Source organism: Algoriphagus halophilus (assembly GCF_041729275.1).
Taxonomy (GTDB): Bacteria; Bacteroidota; Bacteroidia; order Cytophagales; family Cyclobacteriaceae; genus Algoriphagus; species Algoriphagus halophilus_A.
In genome coordinates this window covers 2,908,466-2,926,961 of record NZ_CP146486.1, presented here as the reverse complement: position 1 = coordinate 2,926,961, position 18,496 = coordinate 2,908,466, and the positions used below count along the sequence as shown (strand labels likewise).

The window sequence follows — 18,496 nt, the reverse complement described above, 5'->3', positions numbered from 1 at the left end:
CCAGCTATCAAAAAACATCTGCCAGCTCAATGTCATCATACGAGATTGGAACAGAATCTTCACCAAAAGTTTTTTTATGCGCCACTACTGCAGAGCTCATGCAGAGTCTGGAGTTGGTATCGATGTTATTGGTGCCTAAGAAACCCTTGACCAATTTATTGGCGATGTAGTATTCCTCAGTTAGACATTGGCCCGAAACATAGAAACCCACGCTATCAGGTCCATGCTTTTGGATCAGGGATTTGAAAACACCTGCAGCCCGGTCCAAAGCATCATCCCAGGAAACTCTCTCTAAATGATGGGATTTACTCCAACGCATTTCAGGGTAAAGAATTCTGTCCGAAGTGTCATTTACTACATAGTGAAGGTTCATGCCTTTGCTACATAGCATGCCACCATTTACCGGATGGTCTTTGTCTCCTTCCACTAGCACTTTATCTTGTTGATTGACGCTGGCCACAATCCCACAGCCAACACCGCAGTAAGAACAAGTGGTTTTGATTTTTTTGCTGGAAATCACGTGGTTTAGGTTTGATAGGTTGTAAAGCAATAAAATTCAAAATAGCTCCTTGAAAGCTAGAATGCCAGTTTCAAGGAGCTTTACTTTAGTGATGTGACAATTATTTCTCGATTGGAATCAGTTCAGGTTGTAATTTTTCTAGCTCCACTTTTGCTTCCCTTTCATCTTCTGTGCTGAATTTGATAATCAGGGTAATCGCTCCAGCCAAGACGATCATGGCACCAATGGAGAGGAATCCGCTGGAAACTGCAGATGCCGCTGCTGCCGATTGGGCTGCCGCCGCTGCTTCTGCACTAAGTGATTCACTTGCCAATAGTGCTGCTTTCTCAGCCACAGCTGATTTAGAACTCAAAAATAAAGCTGCCAAAAACGCTCCAAAGTTTCCGCCTGCTCCCACAATCCCAGAAATAGAGCCAATTGCTTTTCGATTGATGAATGGGACTACTGAAAAGGTAGCACCTTCGGCCATTTGTACGGTGAGGCTAAATAATACGAGGAGTGTGATGCCTGCCACCAGACTGGTAGCCAAAGAGAACACGCTCAACATCAGGCCTTCTGCCACCAGAATCACTGCCAAAAACCAAACTCTTCCCTTTAATCCATTTAATTTTCCGAATTTATCTCCGAAGAATCCTCCCAGGGTTCTCGCGAAAATGTTCATTAAAGCAAAGGATAAAACGATATTACCAGCAGTAATTCTTTCCAACTGGAAGGTATTCTGTAGGTAATCGTCCATGGTACCATAGACAGTCAATTCAATTCCAAAACAAGCGGCATAGACAATGAACAATACCCATACTCTATAATCTTTGAGAGTTTCAAGGAATCCTACCGAATCTTTTTTCTTTTTAGGGATATCAACACCCTTTGCCGCAAGTTCCGAATAATTTCCCTCAGGAGTATCTTTGGTGAAAAAGTAGTAAAGTAATCCGGTCAGGAAACAAACGATTCCAGCAATGACCATGGAATACCTCCATGCATCTCCCTCGGCAATTCCAAAACTGATGACAAGAGCTGCGATGATTGGCATTCCAAGACGGTTGGCCCCACCTCCCAAATTACCCCATCCTGCAGAGGTTGCATTAGCTGTGCCTACTACATTGGATGCGAACATCAAGGAAGTGTGTACTTGTGTGATCACAAAAGAAGCTCCGATAAAACCAGTGAATAAGCGACATAAGTAAAACTGCATCGGGGTTTGTACCAACCCGCTAAGAATTACAGGAATGGATCCAAGGATTAATAGCCAGGTATAGCATAATCTTGGACCATATTTATCACATAATTTTCCGATCAATAATCTGGCAAATACAGTACCTGCTACTGCCAGAACCGTTGCGTTCCACTTTTGTGCAGGAGTCAGGCCCAAATCCCTTACCACATCGGGCATAAATGGGACGATCCCAAACCAAGCAAAAAAACAAATGAAGAACGCCAGCGAAGTAATCCAGAAAGTCCGGATTGGGACACTCTTGATATCTCTGAGATTCAAACGTGTCGCTTTGTGTGAGATGTGATTTTTCATTTTACTTAATTTTATCTTTCATAAAAGTAAGTAAAAATACTTATTACGTAAAATAAATACGTAAATAATTTAGATATATAATATAAAAAAGGCCTATATCAGCGAAATAGGCCTTTTTAATACGTAATTAATACGTAGTTTATATTAAGTGAAGCTCTTTTGACTTATTGGTAAGTTCGATCAGGTTTTTCACATTGAGTTTTTTCATCAAATTGAAGCGGTGTACTTCTGCTGTTCTTTTACTGATCTTGAGAGCTTCTGCAATTTCATTATTGCCTTTCCCTTCCAAAATCAACTCCAAAATCTGTTTTTCCCGATTGGTTAAAGCTGCCAATTCTTCTGGGACTGCTTCAGGCTTTGGACTTGGTTTTGGCTTTCCACCTACGAAATTATTGATGATAATAGCAGAAACGTCTCCTGTAAAATACTTTCCTCCCTCTGCAATGGTGTTTAATGCCTTTAAAAATTCAGATTTGGAGGACCCTTTCAATAGGTACCCGTCTGCTCCAGCTTCAATGGACTCGACCACATATTCTTCTGAATCATGCATGGATAGTACCAGTTTTTTTACCTTTGGATATTTTTCCGTCAATTGTCTTACTACCTCGATTCCATTCATATTCGGCATACGAATGTCTACAATCAACAGGTCAGGCTGCTTTTTGGCAATTACCTGAAGTGCTTCTACTCCGTCTGCAGCTTCTGCAATTACCTCAAAACCAGTTTCGTTCTCTAAAAGGGATCTTATTCCATCACGAACTAACTCGTGATCATCAGCAAGGACTATTTGGGTTGGAGTCATGGGTTCTAAAGTTAATACGTAGTAAAATAAGCAAATTTACGTATAAAAGTCTAGTGATTTAATTCAAAGGAACATTCAAAGTGACTCTTGTTCCCTCATTGGGTGAAGAGTTGATAAATAACCTTCCATTGATGTAATTGATTCTTTCTTGCATAAAGGTCAAACCCATCCCACCATCTTTATCTGGCTTAGGTTTCAGCTTGCTTTTATCGAAGCCTTTGCCATTATCATCTACTATAATACTGAGGATAGATTCACTATGCGAAATGGTGACGATGATATGTGTAGAATCCGCATATTTGATGGCATTGTTAATCGCTTCTTGTGTGATTCGGTATAAATTGATTTCTACCAAGGAATCCAGTCGTTGGTTAAAGTCAGTTTTATTAAATAAAACAATATGCTTGTCCGTCAATTTTTCTAGTTCCTGGGTAAGTTCTGTCAATGCAGGCACAATTCCATAATCTTTGAGTTCGGGAGGGGTCAGGTTGAAAGTGGCTGTCCGGACTCCTTTGATGATATTGGAGGTGAGCAATTTTAATTTCTCTATTTTCTCTTTTGCTTGAGTTGGGTTTTCCAGTTCTACACTTTCCAGCAAATATTTTAACCCTGTGAGCATTTGACCAATCCCATCATGAATATCTTTGGCGATTCGGTTTTGCTCATTTTCTTGATTTTCAATAATCTGTCTGCTCAGGATCTTTTGCTGCTGCATTTTTTCTTCAAAACTGGCTTTTGTCAACCGTTCTACCTCCAGCATGGCTTCTTTCCGTTTGGTAATATCCAAGCAAACGATGATGAGCTCAGATTTGTCCTCTCCAGAACTGAAAGGGAGCATGGAAAAATCCAGCCAAATTTCTTTTCCTTCTTTGTTCGTTGCCTTTATTTCTCCTTGCCAACCTGATTTTTTGTTTTCAGCAATGATCCTATCCATCATCAATTGTTCATTTTCATGAATTGAAATGATCTCGGAAAACTTCGCATTTAGATTATATTTTTTTACCTGAAGCAATCTCGAAAACTGGTCTCCCATGTGAGTGATATAACCTTCGGGAGTGATCCTTGCAAATAGAAGAATTTCGTCCATGGCCTGACTTAATGCTCTCAGTTCACGTACTGATTTTTCTTTGGACTGTGAAAGTAGATCTGCATCTTTGGCCATTTTAATGGCTTTCTTCTCTGCCTCAAGTAATTCACGGATACTTAATTTCATGGCTTTCGCTGAGGGCCAGAATATGATCAAAAACTCGCAGAGTAATATAAAAAGGGTAAATACCGTAATCCCAATTTCCAATTTTCTAAGCTGGGAGACTTTTTCCTTTGCTTCATCATCATATTGGTTTACGATTTCTTCCATTTGGGTCAAAAAAGAAGAGGCTGCTAATTGTAGGGTTTGTAATTCCTGGTCAATGGCCAACGGATCTTCTTCAGCGGATTGGGCGAAGTCTATTAATTGATTGGTGGAGCTGATGACCTTGTCAAAGGATGGCTGGATTGCCTCAAACATTTCCGTGATTTCTTTGCTGTTTCCGGCTTCCAAGCCCATTGCCTCATTTCCGAACTGCAAGGCTTGATGAGCATTTTGCCATTCCAATTTGGTATGGTTGATGGAATCTATGAGGGAACTCCTTTGGTGTTGAGGTCCATTGATCCTCAATAATAAGACCTCTTTGGTCAGCTTTTGACTCAACATCCGTTGACGTCCAGCCACATTGATCAATTTACTGTCATCTTCCTGATCGTTGAGATAGCTTCGTATCAAAAACTGACTTGTCAACAGGGAAATGGCAATGGCTCCCAAAGCGATGATGTATAAACGTCGAAGCCTGTTGAAAGTATATTGATCTAAGGGTTTGGTATTCTGAGCCATTTTTTATTCTAAAACTGCTTCTTTGATTAGTTGTAGGCTTTCTTGTGAAAAGGTTAATTGGAGTGCCGCTTGATGGCCTCTTTCCGACATTTTCCCCCAGGTTTTTTGAAGGATATCGATGATTTTCTTTTTTTCGTGTTTTGCAGCAAAATCCTCAAAATAATTTTCTAGAAAAACCAGGCAGATCACGTCTTCTAAAGTCTGTGTTTCTTCATCGGTTTTCAATTGCTTTTTGCGAATCAAATGGGTGACTTTGGCGATGAAATCCTGATCATATCCCACTTCTTCCAGGATACCGGCAGTGATTTCCGCATGCATCTTTTTTAATTCCTCCCTCCATCTCAGATATCCTACCCGATCCATGGGGTATTCTGATCTTGGGATTTTCCACCTTTCAATGTGCTGGGCTCTTGTTGCAATTTTCAAATATTCCGGTGCATTGGGTTCAAATGCATCCAATTTGGCCGTCATCCTCTTTGAATACAAAAGTTCCTTTGAGATTTCCTCTCCCTGATCTAACTCTTTGATGGGATCCTCTGCATTGATTTCATCGATTTTGGCAATAGCTTTTTGATAGGTGTTCATTTGAAATTGGTTTAATCCGCAAAACCAATATATACATTTCCCCTTCTATTTTAACCGGATAAGTAGCGATGCTATAGTCTTCCCCATTTAGGTTACTGCCATCTTCCAACGAAAATGTCTTTTTATGAAGTGGACAAGCTACCTTGGGGATTCCTGCTGCATCTCCGATCATTCCTCTGGAAAGCACCATTTCTATTTTATGTGGACAAAGATTTTGGCAGGCAAACCAGGAATCTGTTCTTTTAAAGTAGAACACAGCCACTTGTTTGCTTTTATACTTGACGCATCCCCTCCGTTTTCAGGGAAATCTTCGGGTTTTCCTACAGCTACCCAATTGATGACCTCTTGGGTGGTGACAGTTTGATAGGTTTTGAGTAATTCTTCCATAGGGATTACCAAGGTTTTGGCATTTTTTGTTCACGCATTGGTACAAATACTAATTGATCGTCTTTTTCATCTGTGTTGATGAAGTGTTTGAAACGCTTCATCATGTCAGGGTTTTCAATGGCTTCTTTCCATTCACAAGCATATTTTTGAACCAATTCCTCCATTTCATTTTCAAGTTCTTCTCCTAACCCTAGCGAATCTTCCACTACTACTTTTTCAAGTAATCAATTCCGCCATCCAATTTATCCAACCATGGTGCAGTTCGCATCAATGGTGCTGCTGTGCGTATGTAATAGATCAAGAAGCGATCTAGGTATTTGATACAAGTTTCATCATCAAGCTGAGAGGCAAGCAGAACAGCATGCTTCGGTGTCGCTCCACCATTTCCACATACGTAAAGGTTCCACCCACCTTCTACAGCTATAATTCCAAAATCTTTGCCTCTTGCTTCAGCACATTCCCGTATACAGCCTGATACCCCGCCTTTCAATTTATGTGGAGACCTAAGACCTTTATATCTTTCTTCTATACGGATTGCAAAGCTCACGCTGTCATGCATTCCATAGCGGCACCAGGTAGAACCCACGCAGCTTTTGACGGTACGTAGTGATTTGCCATAGGCGTGGCCACTTTCAAACCCTGCATCAATCAGTTCTTTCCAAATCATAGGGAGCTCATGTAATTGGGCTCCGAATAAATCAATTCTTTGACCACCGGTAATTTTAGTGTAGAGGTCATATTTTTTGGCTACCTGACCAAGTACCACCAGCTTTTCAGGAGTGATTTCTCCTCCTGGTACTCTTGGTACCACGGAATAGGTTCCATTTCTCTGAATATTGGCCAGAAATCGATCGTTGGAATCTTGAATAGGAACTTGTCGATTGGCGGTTTCCATGAAAATACTGGCAAAAATAGATGCCATGACCGGCTTGCATATTTCGCAGCCATGACCTTTGCCATATTTGTCCAAAGCTTCATCATAACCAGAAATTTTGTTGATTTTGATGAGGTCATAGAGTTCTTGTCTGCTGTATTCGAAGTGCTCACAAACGGTTTCTTTCACTTTCTGTCCCATGGATTTTAATGTCTCGTTGACTAAATCCATCACCATGGGTTTACATCCGCCACAGCAGCTGGAGGCTTTGGTAGCTTTTACGATGTCCATTAAATTGGTACAAGCGCCGGATTTTAATGAATCACAGATCGTTCCTTTGCTGACAGATTCACAGGAACAGATTTGTGCAGAATCTGGAAGGTCCAAAACTGAGCCTAAAGCAGCGCTTTCTCCCCCACGGGCACCTAAAATTAAGTCTTCCGCATTTTCAGGAAGTTTGATGCCATTGATGTAGAGCTGAAACAAGGAGTTGTAATCTGAGGCATCACCTACTAGGATTCCACCCAAGAGTCTATTACCATCATTTGAGATATTGATTCTTTTATAAATACCTTTCTGTTTATTTTCATAAATGATAGGAATTGCCTCTACTCCCTCTATAAATGGGTCTCCAAAAGATGCAACCTCAGTACCTACCAGCTTGAGTTTGGTGGACATATCGATGGAGGGACTCATGACTTTGGAGCCTCCTGTGATTTGATCTACGGCTACACTTGCCATTTCATACCCCGGAGCCACCAAACCATAGATTCCATTATTGTATAAGGCGACTTCCCCTATGGCAAACACAGAATGATCTGAAGTTTGCATTTTGTTGTTCACTTCTATTCCTCCTCTTGTTCCGGTTACCAGACCTGATTTGATGGCCAGTTCGTCTCTGGGTCTAATTCCAGCAGAAATTACCAACATATCAATAGGTAAAGTTTCTCCATCCTGGAATTCGATTCCAGTTATTTCGGCTTCTCCTAAAATTTCTTTGGAGTTTTTGCTAAGGTGAACTTGTATACCCAAATCTTCAATCTTTGAAATCAGTAATTCACTGGCGGGCTGATCCAGCTGCCTTGGCATTAATCGAGGGGCAAATTCAATCACATGCGTATCCATCCCAAGTTCTTTAGTTGCATTTGCTGCTTCAAGACCTAACAATCCCCCGCCCAAAATAGCTGCTTTAAATCGTCCTTGGGATTTCATTTTTTGGCATATACCTCAATTGCTTCTAAATCCTCAATGGTTCTATAAATAAAAACGCCTGGCTTGGAGACTCCATTTAAAGGAGGAATAAATGGAGAGGAACCAGTAGCCAGTATTAAGTAATCATAGTGAAAAGTCTCGTTTTTATGGGATACTACCCTTTTGGCGATTGTATCTATTTCAGAGATCATTTCCGAAGTTCTAAGTTGGATCTTGTTCTCTTCGTACCAAGTTCTTGGAGCCAATAACAATGGTTCAGAGGATTTCAGGGCAAAATATTCACTTAAGTGAACCCTGTCATACGCTGGTCTTGGCTCTTCTCCGAAAACCAAGATATCAAATTTCGATCGATCTGGGTGCGCGATCAATTTTTCGCAAAACTTAAACCCGACCATTCCATTACCTACGATGATAACTTTTTTCATGTCTACGTAATTTAGACTCAAATATAAGTATAAATACGTAATTTAAAACAAATGATAATGAAAAAAATAAGATATAGTACGTAATAATTGTCTATAATTTTTAATGTAATTCTTTAAAATGGGCTTGATTGCTGATTTTGAGAACTTTTAGCTTGCGGTAAATGAATCTACGTATACCTATAAAAATTAATATTAAGAGTGGTAATTGGAAATGGAATTGGTAAAAAATCAAAAAGGCACCCCTAGGGAGGTGCCTTCAGAATAGATTGGGTATAACTATTATCCTATTCTTTCAATTTGGGAGAAGTAGAAGTTTCCTTCGATGGCTGCATTTTCATCAGAATCAGATCCGTGAACTGCATTTGCTTCGATAGATTTAGCGAAGATTTTTCTGATAGTACCTTCAGCAGCATCAGCTGGATTGGTAGCACCAATTAATTTTCTGAAATCTTCTACTGCATTTTCTTTTTCTAAAATCGCAGCAATGATTGGTCCAGAAGACATATAAGCGCAAAGGTCTGCGTAGAAAGGTCTTTCTTTATGCACTTCATAGAATTTACCTGCAGTTGCCGGGGTCAACTGAGTGGCTTTCATTGCGATGATTTTAAAACCAGCTTCTTCAATCATTTTAAGAATAGCTCCTGAGTTGCCTGCTGAAAAAGCATCCGGCTTGATCATGGTAAATGTTCTGTTTGTTGCCATGGGTTTTCTTATTTTCATTGGTTTAATTCGGGCGCAAAAATAGGAGAATAAAATCCATCTTCCGAGTATTCTAAATTATTTATTGCATATCGGGCTAATTTTCAGGTAAATGCATAAGTTGGGATTTGTCAAAAAATTAATGACCTTTGCGACTTACTTAGAGCCAAAGTGCCGCTAATTCTAAAAAATGGAAGCATTAGCCTCATTTAAGAAAGAAATTTCATCCCCCAAAAAATATTCATTACCACGCATGTGAAGCCCGACGCTGACGCACTGGGTTCCTCCTTGGGTCTTGCTAACTACTTGATTAAAAAAGGACATGAGGTAAGTGTAGTGACTCCATCCGATTACCCTTCTTTCCTTAACTGGATGAAAGGGAATGATGACGTATTGGATTTTAGCAAACCTGAGCATCGGGAGATTGCCATCAAAAAGCTGGAAGAAGCTGACATTATCTTTTGTCTGGATTTCTCTGTATTGAACAGGGTGAACGAGCTGGGAGAAATGATCCGTGAATCCAACGCTTATGTGGTAAATATTGACCATCACCAAGATCCAGAGGATTTCGCAGATTTTGAATACTCAAGTACTCAAGCTGCAGCTACCTGTGAACTGGTTTTTGAGTTGATCGATGAGTTAGGAGACAAAGCTTTGATCGATAAAGACATTGCAGAATGCCTTTATGCTGGGATCATGACTGATACGGGTGGTTTTAGACATCCCAATACTACCAAAAACGTTCACTTGGTGGTGGCAGAGCTTTTGGATTTGGGAGCAAATAGTTCCCAGATTGCCAATTGGATTTATGATTCCAATTCAGTCAACAGATTGAAATTTATCGGATTTGCCATTAGCAGAAGATTGGTGGTCAGAGAAGATCTGCACACTGCATATTTTGCTATCAGTAAAAAAGATCTTAAAAAATATCAAAGCCAGACCGGAGATACAGAAGGTTTGGTTAATTATGCTTTATCTTTGGATGGCATAAAATTGGCTGCTTTATTCTCAGAGCGTGAAGATGGCATCAAGATCTCTTTTAGATCATCCAGTGAAGTATCAGTAAATAAATTTGCTGCCGAATACTTCAGTGGAGGAGGGCATAAAAACGCTTCTGGAGGTAAGTCAAACTTGGGACTAAAAGAAACTGTAGAAAGATTTGAAAAATTAGTAGAAGAAAATCAGGATTCGCTTTTCCCTGTTGAAACTGTTGGAGCAAATTAAGCCCGATTTTATCACCGCACTTTACTTAGAAAATTCACTTAATCTTTATGAAAAATAACAACAGCCTATTGGCTTTAATCGTCTTGACGCTTGGGGTAGCCCTAGTCTCTTCTTGTCAAAAGAAAAAAGTAACTGAAAAAGACGGAATTGAGTACGCCTACGTTTCTGAAGGAAATGAAACTGCTCCTAATGGAGATTTTCTTCTTTACAACTTGGAAATTACCAATGGAGATGACTCTGTCATTTACTCAACAGCAAGTCAGCCATTTCCAGGCTATTTGATGGCTAATGATTCCATTACTCCTACCAATGGAATGGATGAGATTTTCTTGAATTTGAAAAAAGGAGACAGCATTGCATTTGAATCTACTGCCAAAATTATTTTTGGAGAGAATTTTCCTCCATTCTTGAAAGAGGATGATGTAGTAAAAGTGAGATTAGGTGCGTTTGAAATCATGGATCAGGTAGAAATTGAAGCTTTTTTCAACCAAACCATGGAAGCTGAAGAGCTTAAAAGAGCGGATAGAGCAAAAGAATTATTGGTAGAAGAAGCAAAAACTATTGAAGCATATGTTGCGGAAAAGGGTTTGGATGCGAATAAGACTGAGAGCGGACTTTATTATGTGATCGAAGAAGAAGGAACAGGTGAGCCAGTCACTCCAGGTACTACCATGAATGTGAATTATGCAGGTTACCTGTTGGACGGGACGTTATTTGATACTTCTATCGAAGAATTGGCTAAGGAGCATGATGTTTATAATCCTCAGAGACCTTATGAGCCACTTCCAGTAAATGTAGGAATGGGTCAGGTAATTCCTGGATGGGATGAAGGATTGTTATTGTTGAAAAAAGGTTCTAAAGGTAAGTTCTTGATTCCTTCTCCATTGGCTTATGGTGAAAACGGAGCAGGAGGTATGATCGGACCTAATTCTATCCTAATCTTCGATGTAGAGGTAGTAGATGTTCAGAAATAAGTCCGCCAAGACTTAGGACAAACAATTAAAAACTATACCAACGCAATGAAAATTAAACTGTATTCATTTCTTTCCTTATTGATAGGAAGCATTACACTTGTATCTTGTATTGATACAGAAGAGACTTCAGAAGCTATTTTCTTAGAAGATAAAGCAGAGATTGAGGCCTATTTGGACACTACTACTATCGTCAATGTCAAAGAATACAAGGATCAGGCGAATGCCTATTACATTATTTGGCAAGAACTGTCTAATAGTAAAGATTCGGTTTTTGTTGGGGATACCGTAGTTGTTCACTATACAGGTAAATTCTTGAGTGGACAAGTATTTGATACCAGTATCGAACAAGTTGCCAAGGATAATGGGCTGTATGACAGCGACTATAAGTATCCTCCACTTTCCTTTAAAGTGGGTACATTCTCTGTTCTTACTGCCTTTGAGTTTGGAATTAGACAGATGGAAACTGGGGATAAAGCTACCATCATCATGCCTTCAGAATTAGGATATGGAAGAAATGGTCAAGGACCAGTACCACCAAATACCCCTTTGGTCTTTGAAGTGGAATTAATGGAAGTTAAACCTGGCCTAAGAGAAAATTAATACATGAAGAAATTATTCTATTTCCTTTTAGTTGGGCTTTTCAGTGCGATTATTGCCTGCGAACCAAATAATCCTTTCAACACGGGTCCTGTTTATGATGTAGATGGAAATCTTGCCATCGACTCAGTAAAAATAGCGGCCTATATTGACACGGCTCAAGTAGACAGTCTATATAGAATCCATGACCCATCTGGTTTAGTGATTATTGTTCAAGAAGAGGGAGTAGGGTCTCGGCCTACAGGTGGAAATATTGTGTATACGGAGTATACGGGCTTCCTAATGGAGGACGGTTCGGTTTTCGATACCACGGATGAAACCATTGCTAGAGACAATAATATCTATGTGGAAGGTAGAACTTATGAAACCTTTAAGTTTCAGGTAGGTGCAGGAAATGTGATTACAGGATGGGATATTGGTTTTAGAAGGATCAGACCAGGTACCAAAGCAAGGATGATTATTCCTTCTCCTTATGGGTATCGTTCTTCTGAAAATAACAGTAGAATCCCACCAAATTCAGTACTGATCTTCGACGTATTCTTTAAAGGAACGGATTGATATTTAAGAGGGCTTAGGCCCTCTTTTTTTGCTCCACTTAGGAATGATCATGGGTACCTTTTTTGATATTCCTCATAGGCTTTACCAAATTGATCCACTAGATTTTTTCTTCGAAATACATTCCAAACGGTAAATACAAAATCAGACAGCTAAAATGAATTAGGGCCGTGTAGGTTGCCGAAACCAAGACATAACCCAAAAAGATCAAAATTAGTCCTAAATACAATGGGTGTCTTACCCTACCATATAAACCGGTGGTAATTAAAAGGGGAGACTTTTCTTGAGCAGATATCCCTAGGAACTGTTTTAGCTGGATTTGCTTGGTAGATTTGACAAGTAGGATTGTTCCAAATGTGGCAAACATGTATCCCAAATAGGTCATAAGATCACTTTGATCAAGGAATTTTGAAATGGGGATAAATAAGGATTGAATCATGATTCCCATAAAAAGCAAGGTGGAAAAGATGGTATAAAAAAGTCTGAACCATTTTTGGCTTCCGGCCCATTGGGCTTTTAGAATTCTTTTAACTTGGTGGAAGCGAAAAGGCTGTGCGTACTATAAAATATGCTCCAGCTGAAAATTAATAGTATATAGCCCATTTATAACTCGATTACCCGATAACCTTATTTTTATGAAAATCGGAATTATCCGCGAAGGAAAAACCCGCCAGATAGACGAACTCCATTTACCCCTAGCCAAGTCATTCATATTCAGAGACAATATCCTGGTGAATATTCTTTTTTATTCAGTCCAGTCCTCATCGTGCCTTTACCGATATAGAGTACTTGAATGCTGGCTGTCAAGTAGTGGATGATTTGAGTGATTGTGATGTGGTTTTTGGGGTAAAGGAAGTGCCCATTGATCAGCTGATTCCTGGGAAAACCTTCTTTTTCTTTTCGCATACTATCAAAAAGCAGCCTTATAACCGTGCCTTGTTGAAAGCGGTTCTGGATAAAAATATTCGCTTATTGGATTACGAAGTGCTAAAAGATGAATCTGGGAAAAGAGTAGTGGCATTTGGAAGATGGGCGGGAATAGTTGGAGCGTATAATGCATTATGGACTTATGGACAGAAAACTGATCTGTTTGATATCAAAAGGGCTTATCGGTGTTTTGATAAAAAAACTAGAGCAGGAGCTAAAAAAGGTACAATTGCCTCCTATCAAGATTATCCTAACTGGTTCTGGTAGAGTAGGGAAAGGGGCCAAAGAAATTTTGGATACTTTGGGAGTGAGAGAAGTTTCTACCCAAGATTTCCTCCATCATTATTTTGATGAACCTGTGTATTTGGTTTTAAAATCCTCGGATTACAACAGGCGTAAATCGGATGGGGGATATGATCAGGAAGAATTTTACGCTAATCCTGAAAAGTATGAAAGTCATTTTTTAAAGTTTGCAGAGGAAGGGGAAATTTTAATTGCATCCCATTATTGGGATCCTGATGCACCCAGGCTGTTTGAACTGAAGGATATTGACCATCCTGACTTTGCTATTTCGGTAATTGCGGATATCTCTTGTGACATACATGGGTCTATCCCTACCACTGTCAAAGCTTCCAATATTCTAAACCCCGTGTATGATATAGATAGAAAGACAGGAGAAGCTATTGAAGCATTTGGCAGTCAAACCAGTATTTCGGTGATGGCAATTGATAATCTACCTTGCGAGTTGCCAAGAGGAGCCAGCACCGATTTTGGAGATCAGCTTATTCAATGGGTCATACCAGAATTGAATAAAGAGGTCTCTCCAATCTTGGAAGGAGCCACCATTGCGCGGGATGGGGATTTGACTTTGGAGTTTATGTATTTATTGAATTATGTAAACGCAGACTCCTGATATGAAAAATTTCAATAGGTATTTAGAAACCACATTACTTCAGGCTACCATGACTTCGGATCAACTGGATCTTTTGATCAAGGATGCCATTGAGGAGCAGTTTGTAGGTGTTTGCGTTCCGCCATTTTGGTTGAAAAAGGTTAAAAGAGAGTTGAAAGAGGAAGATATCCAATTGGTAACGGTGATTGGATTTCCTTTGGGTTATACTGATACCGCAACAAAAGTGTTTGAAACGAAAGAGGCAATCAAACAAGGAGCGGATGAATTGGATTTGGTATGGTCCCAGACTTCTTATCACTCAGGAATGAATTGGCCGAAGATTGAAATTGCCCAGATTGCCAAATTATGCCATGGGGAGGAAAGGATTTTGAAAGTCATCATTGAAACCGCCAATCTGAGTGAATCCCAAATCAAAGAAGCCTGTCTGATCTGTCAGGATGCAGGGGCGGATTATGTCAAAACATCCACCGGCTTTGCAAGTAGAGGGGCTTCAGTAGAAGATATCCTTACCATGAGAGCAACCCTATCCTCACATGTAGGTATCAAAGCCTCAGGAGGTATTAAATCCTTGGAATTTGCAATTCAGTTAATTGAAGCTGGTGCAGATCGGATCGGGACCAGTTCAGCCAAGCAATTAATGGAAGCTTGGAAAATGAAATATGCTTAATTGTTGCTGAAGTAAATCAATAAGAATGGAATGATAAAAAAGGTCAGCAAAATATAAGCGAAACCAATAAATCTCGTTTGAACTGATTTTGCCCCCATATAAGTGGCCATCCTAACAGGGATATTTCTGATTCCAGGGAAAGGCAAGATGATTAAAGCTCCAAAGAAATTGAATAGGAAGTGGACAATGGCTAGCGCGATAGCTGCCTCCGTTTTATAAAATGCTGCAATGGCTGCGGTGATGGTAGTTCCAATATTTGCTCCAATGATGAAAGGAAAGGACTTTTTAAGGGATACTTTTTTATTTGCTACCAAAGGCACCACCAAAGAGGTAGTCACAGTACTGGATTGTACCGCAGCGGTGAAAAATATTCCATAAATAAATGCCAGGTTGGTTTTCTTGAAGACAAAATTGTTGATTTCCTGGAAGCTATCTAATACAAAGGCCTTATAGACGGAGGATGAAAGTAATTTAATGGCTCCAAAAACCAGGAATATGGCCAATACCAAGGTTAAAAAAGGAATATGAATAGTTTCAGAGATCCAATCAGTCAATGGGCGTGTAAATACCTTATTGTTGTAATTGAATGTTCCTGAATAATTTTCGTTGGTCAGGAAAAAGGAAGCCAGTTTATGAGCGATTTTGGATAAAAACTGGAAATAGTATTCTAAAGGAAATAAAATAAAGACCGTAATGATGTTGAAAAAGTCATGAATGATCCCTGCTGAAATGGCTCTTTTGAATTGTTTCTTTTTCATGATATAAGAAAATGAAACAAGTGTGGAGGTCAAGGTAGTACCGATATTTGCTCCCATGACCATAGGAACAGCTTGTTCCATACTCATGTTACCCGCCGCTACGATTGCCACGATGCTCGAAGTCACTGTTGAGCTACTTTGAATCAGAGCGGTCATTAAAAGGCCTATGAAAAGGCTCACAAAGGGGTTTTTTGTGGCCATTAAAATATCATTTGCCACAGAGTTGTTAAGTTGCCCCATTGCAACTGTAAGAAGGTCGATTGAAAAAATGAATAGTAAGATGGCCAAAAGCATTAAGACATAGCTTTTGGTTTTGTTTTTTACAGGTTGTTCCTGATCATATAATTCCATCCCAGGCGTAATATAGTTGGTAGTACCCTAATACTAATGATATTTCACTTCGAAGCCTAATCTCGAAGAAATTCCAAATTTTAATTAAAATAAATCGCAAAAGTTGAAATTTTTTTGCGAATTGCAAGCCAAACTGAGTGGAATAGAAAAGAATTTGTGCTTACTTAACAATTTCTTAATATTCCCAGAAGATTATCTTCATTAATTTTGCTGCCAAATAGAAAACAAAGACATGGCCAAGGCTAAGAAAAAGAATCTCGACCAGAACATAAATCAAGAAAAGTTAAGTAAAAGTGCATACTCTATATTTGACTTTGCCAAGAAAGAAAAGCAGTTCCTGGTAGGTATATGTATACTTATTTCGATTGCCGGATTATTGCTTCCTTATACCTATGCAGCAATGTGGTTTGGATTTGCTTTGGCGGCCTACTCTGCCATTGCCAATGATAGTATCCAGACCATTGGAACCTTTATCGCCTCCAATCAATCAAAAAAATGGTATTGGTTGTGGTTATTTATGGGTTTGATTTTTGTCGGTACGGTTACTTACAGCTGGATCACTTTCAATGGAGATGTAAGTTATGAGCGTTTGACTACCAAAGGCTTGGATAAAGCTCCTGAGAGCTTCGTTTTTTTACAATTGGCAGCCCCGATAGTTTTATTGATTATGACCAGAATGAGAATGCCGGTTTCCACCACATTCTTATTACTTAATGTGTTTACTTATAAAGCGGGCACCATTGTAGAAGTCATGAAAAAAGCTTTGTAGGTTACCTATTGGCTTTTGGAGTTGCAATTGTGGTATGGTTCCTTTTAGAGCGTTTTGTTGAGAATTACCTAAAAGGAAAACCAAAGCCGTACTGGATGTTTCTTCAATGGATTACTTCTGGTACATTATGGGCAGTGTGGATCATGCAAGATGCGGCAAACATTGCTGTATTCCTTCCAAGACAGTTGAATGTCTATGAATTTTCAGCATATGCTGGATTCGTCTTCCTAGGACTTGGATTCCTGTTTTATTTAAAAGGTGACAAAATCCAATCTATTGTCAATGAGAAGTCCAATGTCACGGATGTGAGAGCTGCGACCATTGTGGATTTCGTATACGCCATCATCCTATTCTATTTCAAGATTCACAGCAAAGTTCCAATGAGTACCACTTGGGTATTTATCGGATTGTTGGGAGGACGTGAATTAGCCATTGCCCTAGGGAAAGCAGGCAAGCCAGAAAAGCGTAGGGAATGGGTTAGCAGAGCCTATAAATTGGCAAGTAAAGATGTGAGCAAGGCATTCATTGGCTTATTGGTTTCCTTGTTGTTGGCAGTTATCATCAACGAGGGAATTAGAGAGGAGATTTTCGAATTTTTCAGATAAAAAAGTTGGAGCTTTTCACACACGAATATTTCATGAATGAGGCCTTTAAGCAGGCCAAAGAAGCTTTTGAAGAAGGTGAAATACCAGTGGGTGCTGTGATTGTCTGTAAAAACAGGATTATTGCAAAAGCTTACAATCAAACCGAAATGCTCAATGATGTGACCGCACATGCTGAAATGCTGGCGATCACCTCTGCAGAGAATTACCTGGGATCGAAATATCTCAACGAATGTAAATTATATGTGACATTAGAGCCCTGTGCCATGTGTGCCGGGGCTCTTTTTTGGTCCCAGATCGGAGAGGTGCATTTTGCAGCACCAGATCCCAAAAGAGGTTTTAAGCAATGCAACCCGGCAATGCTACATCCGAAAACAAAACTGTTTCAGGGCCCAATGGCCTTGGAATCCGAACAATTGTTACTTGAATTTTTCAAAAAATTGAGAAACTAAAAGGAAATTGGATTTCAGGGAATTTTTTTTCTTTTCTACCAGTTCCTTAGGCAGATTATTTGAATGAATATAATTTTAACGTTTAACCTTAAATTTTAACAATATGGCTTTTGAACTTCCTTCATTACCTTATGCATATGATGCATTAGAACCAAACATTGATGCACGTACAATGGAAATCCACTATACGAAGCACCACAATGGATATGTGACTAACTTAAACAATGCAATTGCAGGGACTGACCTAGAAGGTAAATCTCTGGAAGAGTTGTTGAAAATCGCAGGTTCAAATACTGCGGTAAGAAATAATGGGGGTGGTCATTTTAATCACTCACTTTTCTGGACTATCCTTTCTCCAAATGGTGGAGGAACTCCTACTGGAGAGTTGGCTGCTGCAATTGATGCAAAATTCGGCTCTTTCGATGCATTCAAAGAAACATTCAATAAAGCAGCTGCAACCAGATTTGGTTCAGGTTGGGCATGGCTTTGTGTAGATGCTAAAAAAGAACTTTGTGTATGCTCATCTCCAAATCAGGATAATCCATTGATGGATGTTGCCGAGTGCCCAGGTACTCCAATTCTTGGTTTGGATGTTTGGGAACACGCTTACTATTTAAATTACCAAAACAGAAGACCTGATTACATTGCTTCATTCTGGAATGTAGTGAATTGGGAAGAAGTTAGTAAGAGATATGCTGCTGCCAAATAAGCAGAACTAAGAGTTCCATTCGAAATCCCCGGGTTGAATCGGGGATTTTTTTGTTTAAAACCGATCGAATTACTGTTCGGTTTTGATACAGTCTAATTT

Annotated in this window: 18 protein-coding genes and 3 pseudogenes; 10 read left to right on the top strand and 11 right to left on the bottom strand. The window is 39.5% G+C overall.

Annotated elements, in window-relative coordinates:
* Positions 1-7 precede the first annotated feature (7 nt).
* From V8V91_RS15650 to V8V91_RS15610, 9 genes and pseudogenes are all read right to left on the bottom strand, one after another.
* Positions 8-520, bottom strand: coding sequence for a molybdopterin-dependent oxidoreductase (locus tag V8V91_RS15650; protein ID WP_373396059.1), 513 nt, complete (start codon positions 518-520; stop codon positions 8-10).
* A 100-nt stretch (positions 521-620) separates the two neighbouring features.
* A complete protein-coding gene (locus V8V91_RS15645; RefSeq protein ID WP_373396057.1) occupies positions 621-2,045 on the bottom strand; it encodes an MFS transporter in 1,425 nt (474 codons plus the stop codon).
* Positions 2,046-2,184: 139 nt separating this feature from the next.
* On the bottom strand, positions 2,185-2,847 hold the full coding sequence (locus tag V8V91_RS15640; RefSeq protein ID WP_373396055.1) for a response regulator: 663 nt from the start codon (positions 2,845-2,847) through the stop codon (positions 2,185-2,187).
* 58 nt (positions 2,848-2,905) lie between these two features.
* Entirely contained in the window at positions 2,906-4,717 is a 1,812-nt protein-coding gene (locus V8V91_RS15635) for an ATP-binding protein (protein ID WP_373396053.1), read from the bottom strand.
* 3 nt (positions 4,718-4,720) lie between these two features.
* Positions 4,721-5,302, bottom strand: coding sequence for a DUF4202 domain-containing protein (locus tag V8V91_RS15630; protein ID WP_373396052.1), 582 nt, complete (start codon positions 5,300-5,302; stop codon positions 4,721-4,723).
* Entirely contained in the window at positions 5,265-5,558 is a 294-nt protein-coding gene (nirD, locus tag V8V91_RS15625) for a nitrite reductase small subunit NirD (protein WP_373400720.1), read from the bottom strand. The genes V8V91_RS15630 and nirD overlap by 38 nt, the downstream gene beginning before the upstream one ends.
* The gene (locus V8V91_RS15620) at positions 5,495-5,689 is read right to left on the bottom strand and encodes a hypothetical protein (RefSeq protein WP_373396050.1); all 195 of its coding nucleotides are present in this window, start codon (positions 5,687-5,689) and stop codon (positions 5,495-5,497) included. The genes nirD and V8V91_RS15620 overlap by 64 nt, the downstream gene beginning before the upstream one ends.
* A 5-nt stretch (positions 5,690-5,694) precedes the next feature.
* Positions 5,695-8,200 (bottom strand): annotated as a pseudogene (nirB, locus tag V8V91_RS15615) (nitrite reductase large subunit NirB).
* A 279-nt stretch (positions 8,201-8,479) separates the two neighbouring features.
* On the bottom strand, positions 8,480-8,902 hold the full coding sequence (locus V8V91_RS15610) for a nucleoside-diphosphate kinase (RefSeq protein ID WP_205646073.1): 423 nt from the start codon (positions 8,900-8,902) through the stop codon (positions 8,480-8,482).
* 252 nt (positions 8,903-9,154) lie between these two features.
* On the opposite strand from V8V91_RS15610, the gene V8V91_RS15605 reads away from it, so the two are divergent.
* From V8V91_RS15605 to V8V91_RS15590, 4 genes are read left to right on the top strand one after another with little or no spacing between them, the layout of a single operon-like run.
* A complete protein-coding gene (locus V8V91_RS15605) occupies positions 9,155-10,123 on the top strand; it encodes a bifunctional oligoribonuclease/PAP phosphatase NrnA (protein ID WP_373396048.1) in 969 nt (322 codons plus the stop codon).
* 47 nt (positions 10,124-10,170) lie between these two features.
* Positions 10,171-11,097, top strand: a complete 927-nt coding sequence (locus V8V91_RS15600) for an FKBP-type peptidyl-prolyl cis-trans isomerase (protein WP_373396046.1) — start codon at positions 10,171-10,173, stop codon at positions 11,095-11,097.
* Positions 11,098-11,142: 45 nt separating this feature from the next.
* Positions 11,143-11,697: an FKBP-type peptidyl-prolyl cis-trans isomerase gene (locus tag V8V91_RS15595; RefSeq protein WP_373396044.1), complete on the top strand. Its 555-nt coding sequence runs from the start codon at positions 11,143-11,145 to the stop codon at positions 11,695-11,697.
* A 3-nt stretch (positions 11,698-11,700) separates the two neighbouring features.
* Positions 11,701-12,252 (top strand): FKBP-type peptidyl-prolyl cis-trans isomerase, encoded by a 552-nt coding sequence (locus V8V91_RS15590; protein WP_373396043.1) that lies wholly within the window; start codon positions 11,701-11,703, stop codon positions 12,250-12,252.
* Between the two features lie 97 nt (positions 12,253-12,349).
* On the opposite strand, the pseudogene V8V91_RS15585 reads toward V8V91_RS15590, so the two are convergent.
* Positions 12,350-12,781, bottom strand: a pseudogene (locus tag V8V91_RS15585) (isoprenylcysteine carboxylmethyltransferase family protein); the annotation flags it as partial.
* A gap of 257 nt (positions 12,782-13,038) precedes the next feature.
* Between V8V91_RS15585 and V8V91_RS15580 the strand changes: the two are divergent.
* The 3 genes from V8V91_RS15580 to deoC are packed head-to-tail and all read left to right on the top strand — an operon-like array spanning position 13,039 to position 14,756.
* Positions 13,039-13,443, top strand: coding sequence for a hypothetical protein (locus V8V91_RS15580; protein ID WP_373396041.1), 405 nt, complete (start codon positions 13,039-13,041; stop codon positions 13,441-13,443).
* Positions 13,406-14,089: a hypothetical protein gene (locus V8V91_RS15575; protein ID WP_373396039.1), complete on the top strand. Its 684-nt coding sequence runs from the start codon at positions 13,406-13,408 to the stop codon at positions 14,087-14,089. The genes V8V91_RS15580 and V8V91_RS15575 overlap by 38 nt, the downstream gene beginning before the upstream one ends.
* A 1-nt stretch (position 14,090) precedes the next feature.
* Positions 14,091-14,756: a deoxyribose-phosphate aldolase gene (gene deoC, locus V8V91_RS15570; protein WP_373396037.1), complete on the top strand. Its 666-nt coding sequence runs from the start codon at positions 14,091-14,093 to the stop codon at positions 14,754-14,756.
* Here the strand turns inward: deoC and V8V91_RS15565 are convergent.
* Positions 14,753-15,865 carry a Na/Pi symporter gene (locus tag V8V91_RS15565; RefSeq protein ID WP_373396035.1) on the bottom strand — a complete coding sequence of 371 codons (1,113 nt, stop codon included), beginning with the start codon at positions 15,863-15,865 and terminating at the stop codon, positions 14,753-14,755. The two genes, deoC and V8V91_RS15565, sit on opposite strands and share 4 nt — an antisense overlap.
* A gap of 232 nt (positions 15,866-16,097) precedes the next feature.
* On the opposite strand from V8V91_RS15565, the pseudogene V8V91_RS15560 reads away from it, so the two are divergent.
* The 3 genes and pseudogenes from V8V91_RS15560 (at position 16,098) to V8V91_RS15550 (ending at position 18,397) form a co-directional block, all read left to right on the top strand.
* A pseudogene (locus V8V91_RS15560) lies at positions 16,098-17,239 on the top strand (hypothetical protein).
* 5 nt (positions 17,240-17,244) lie between these two features.
* Positions 17,245-17,688 carry a nucleoside deaminase gene (locus V8V91_RS15555; RefSeq protein ID WP_373396034.1) on the top strand — a complete coding sequence of 148 codons (444 nt, stop codon included), beginning with the start codon at positions 17,245-17,247 and terminating at the stop codon, positions 17,686-17,688.
* 103 nt (positions 17,689-17,791) lie between these two features.
* A complete protein-coding gene (locus V8V91_RS15550) occupies positions 17,792-18,397 on the top strand; it encodes a superoxide dismutase (protein ID WP_373396032.1) in 606 nt (201 codons plus the stop codon).
* Positions 18,398-18,496: the final 99 nt, after the last annotated feature.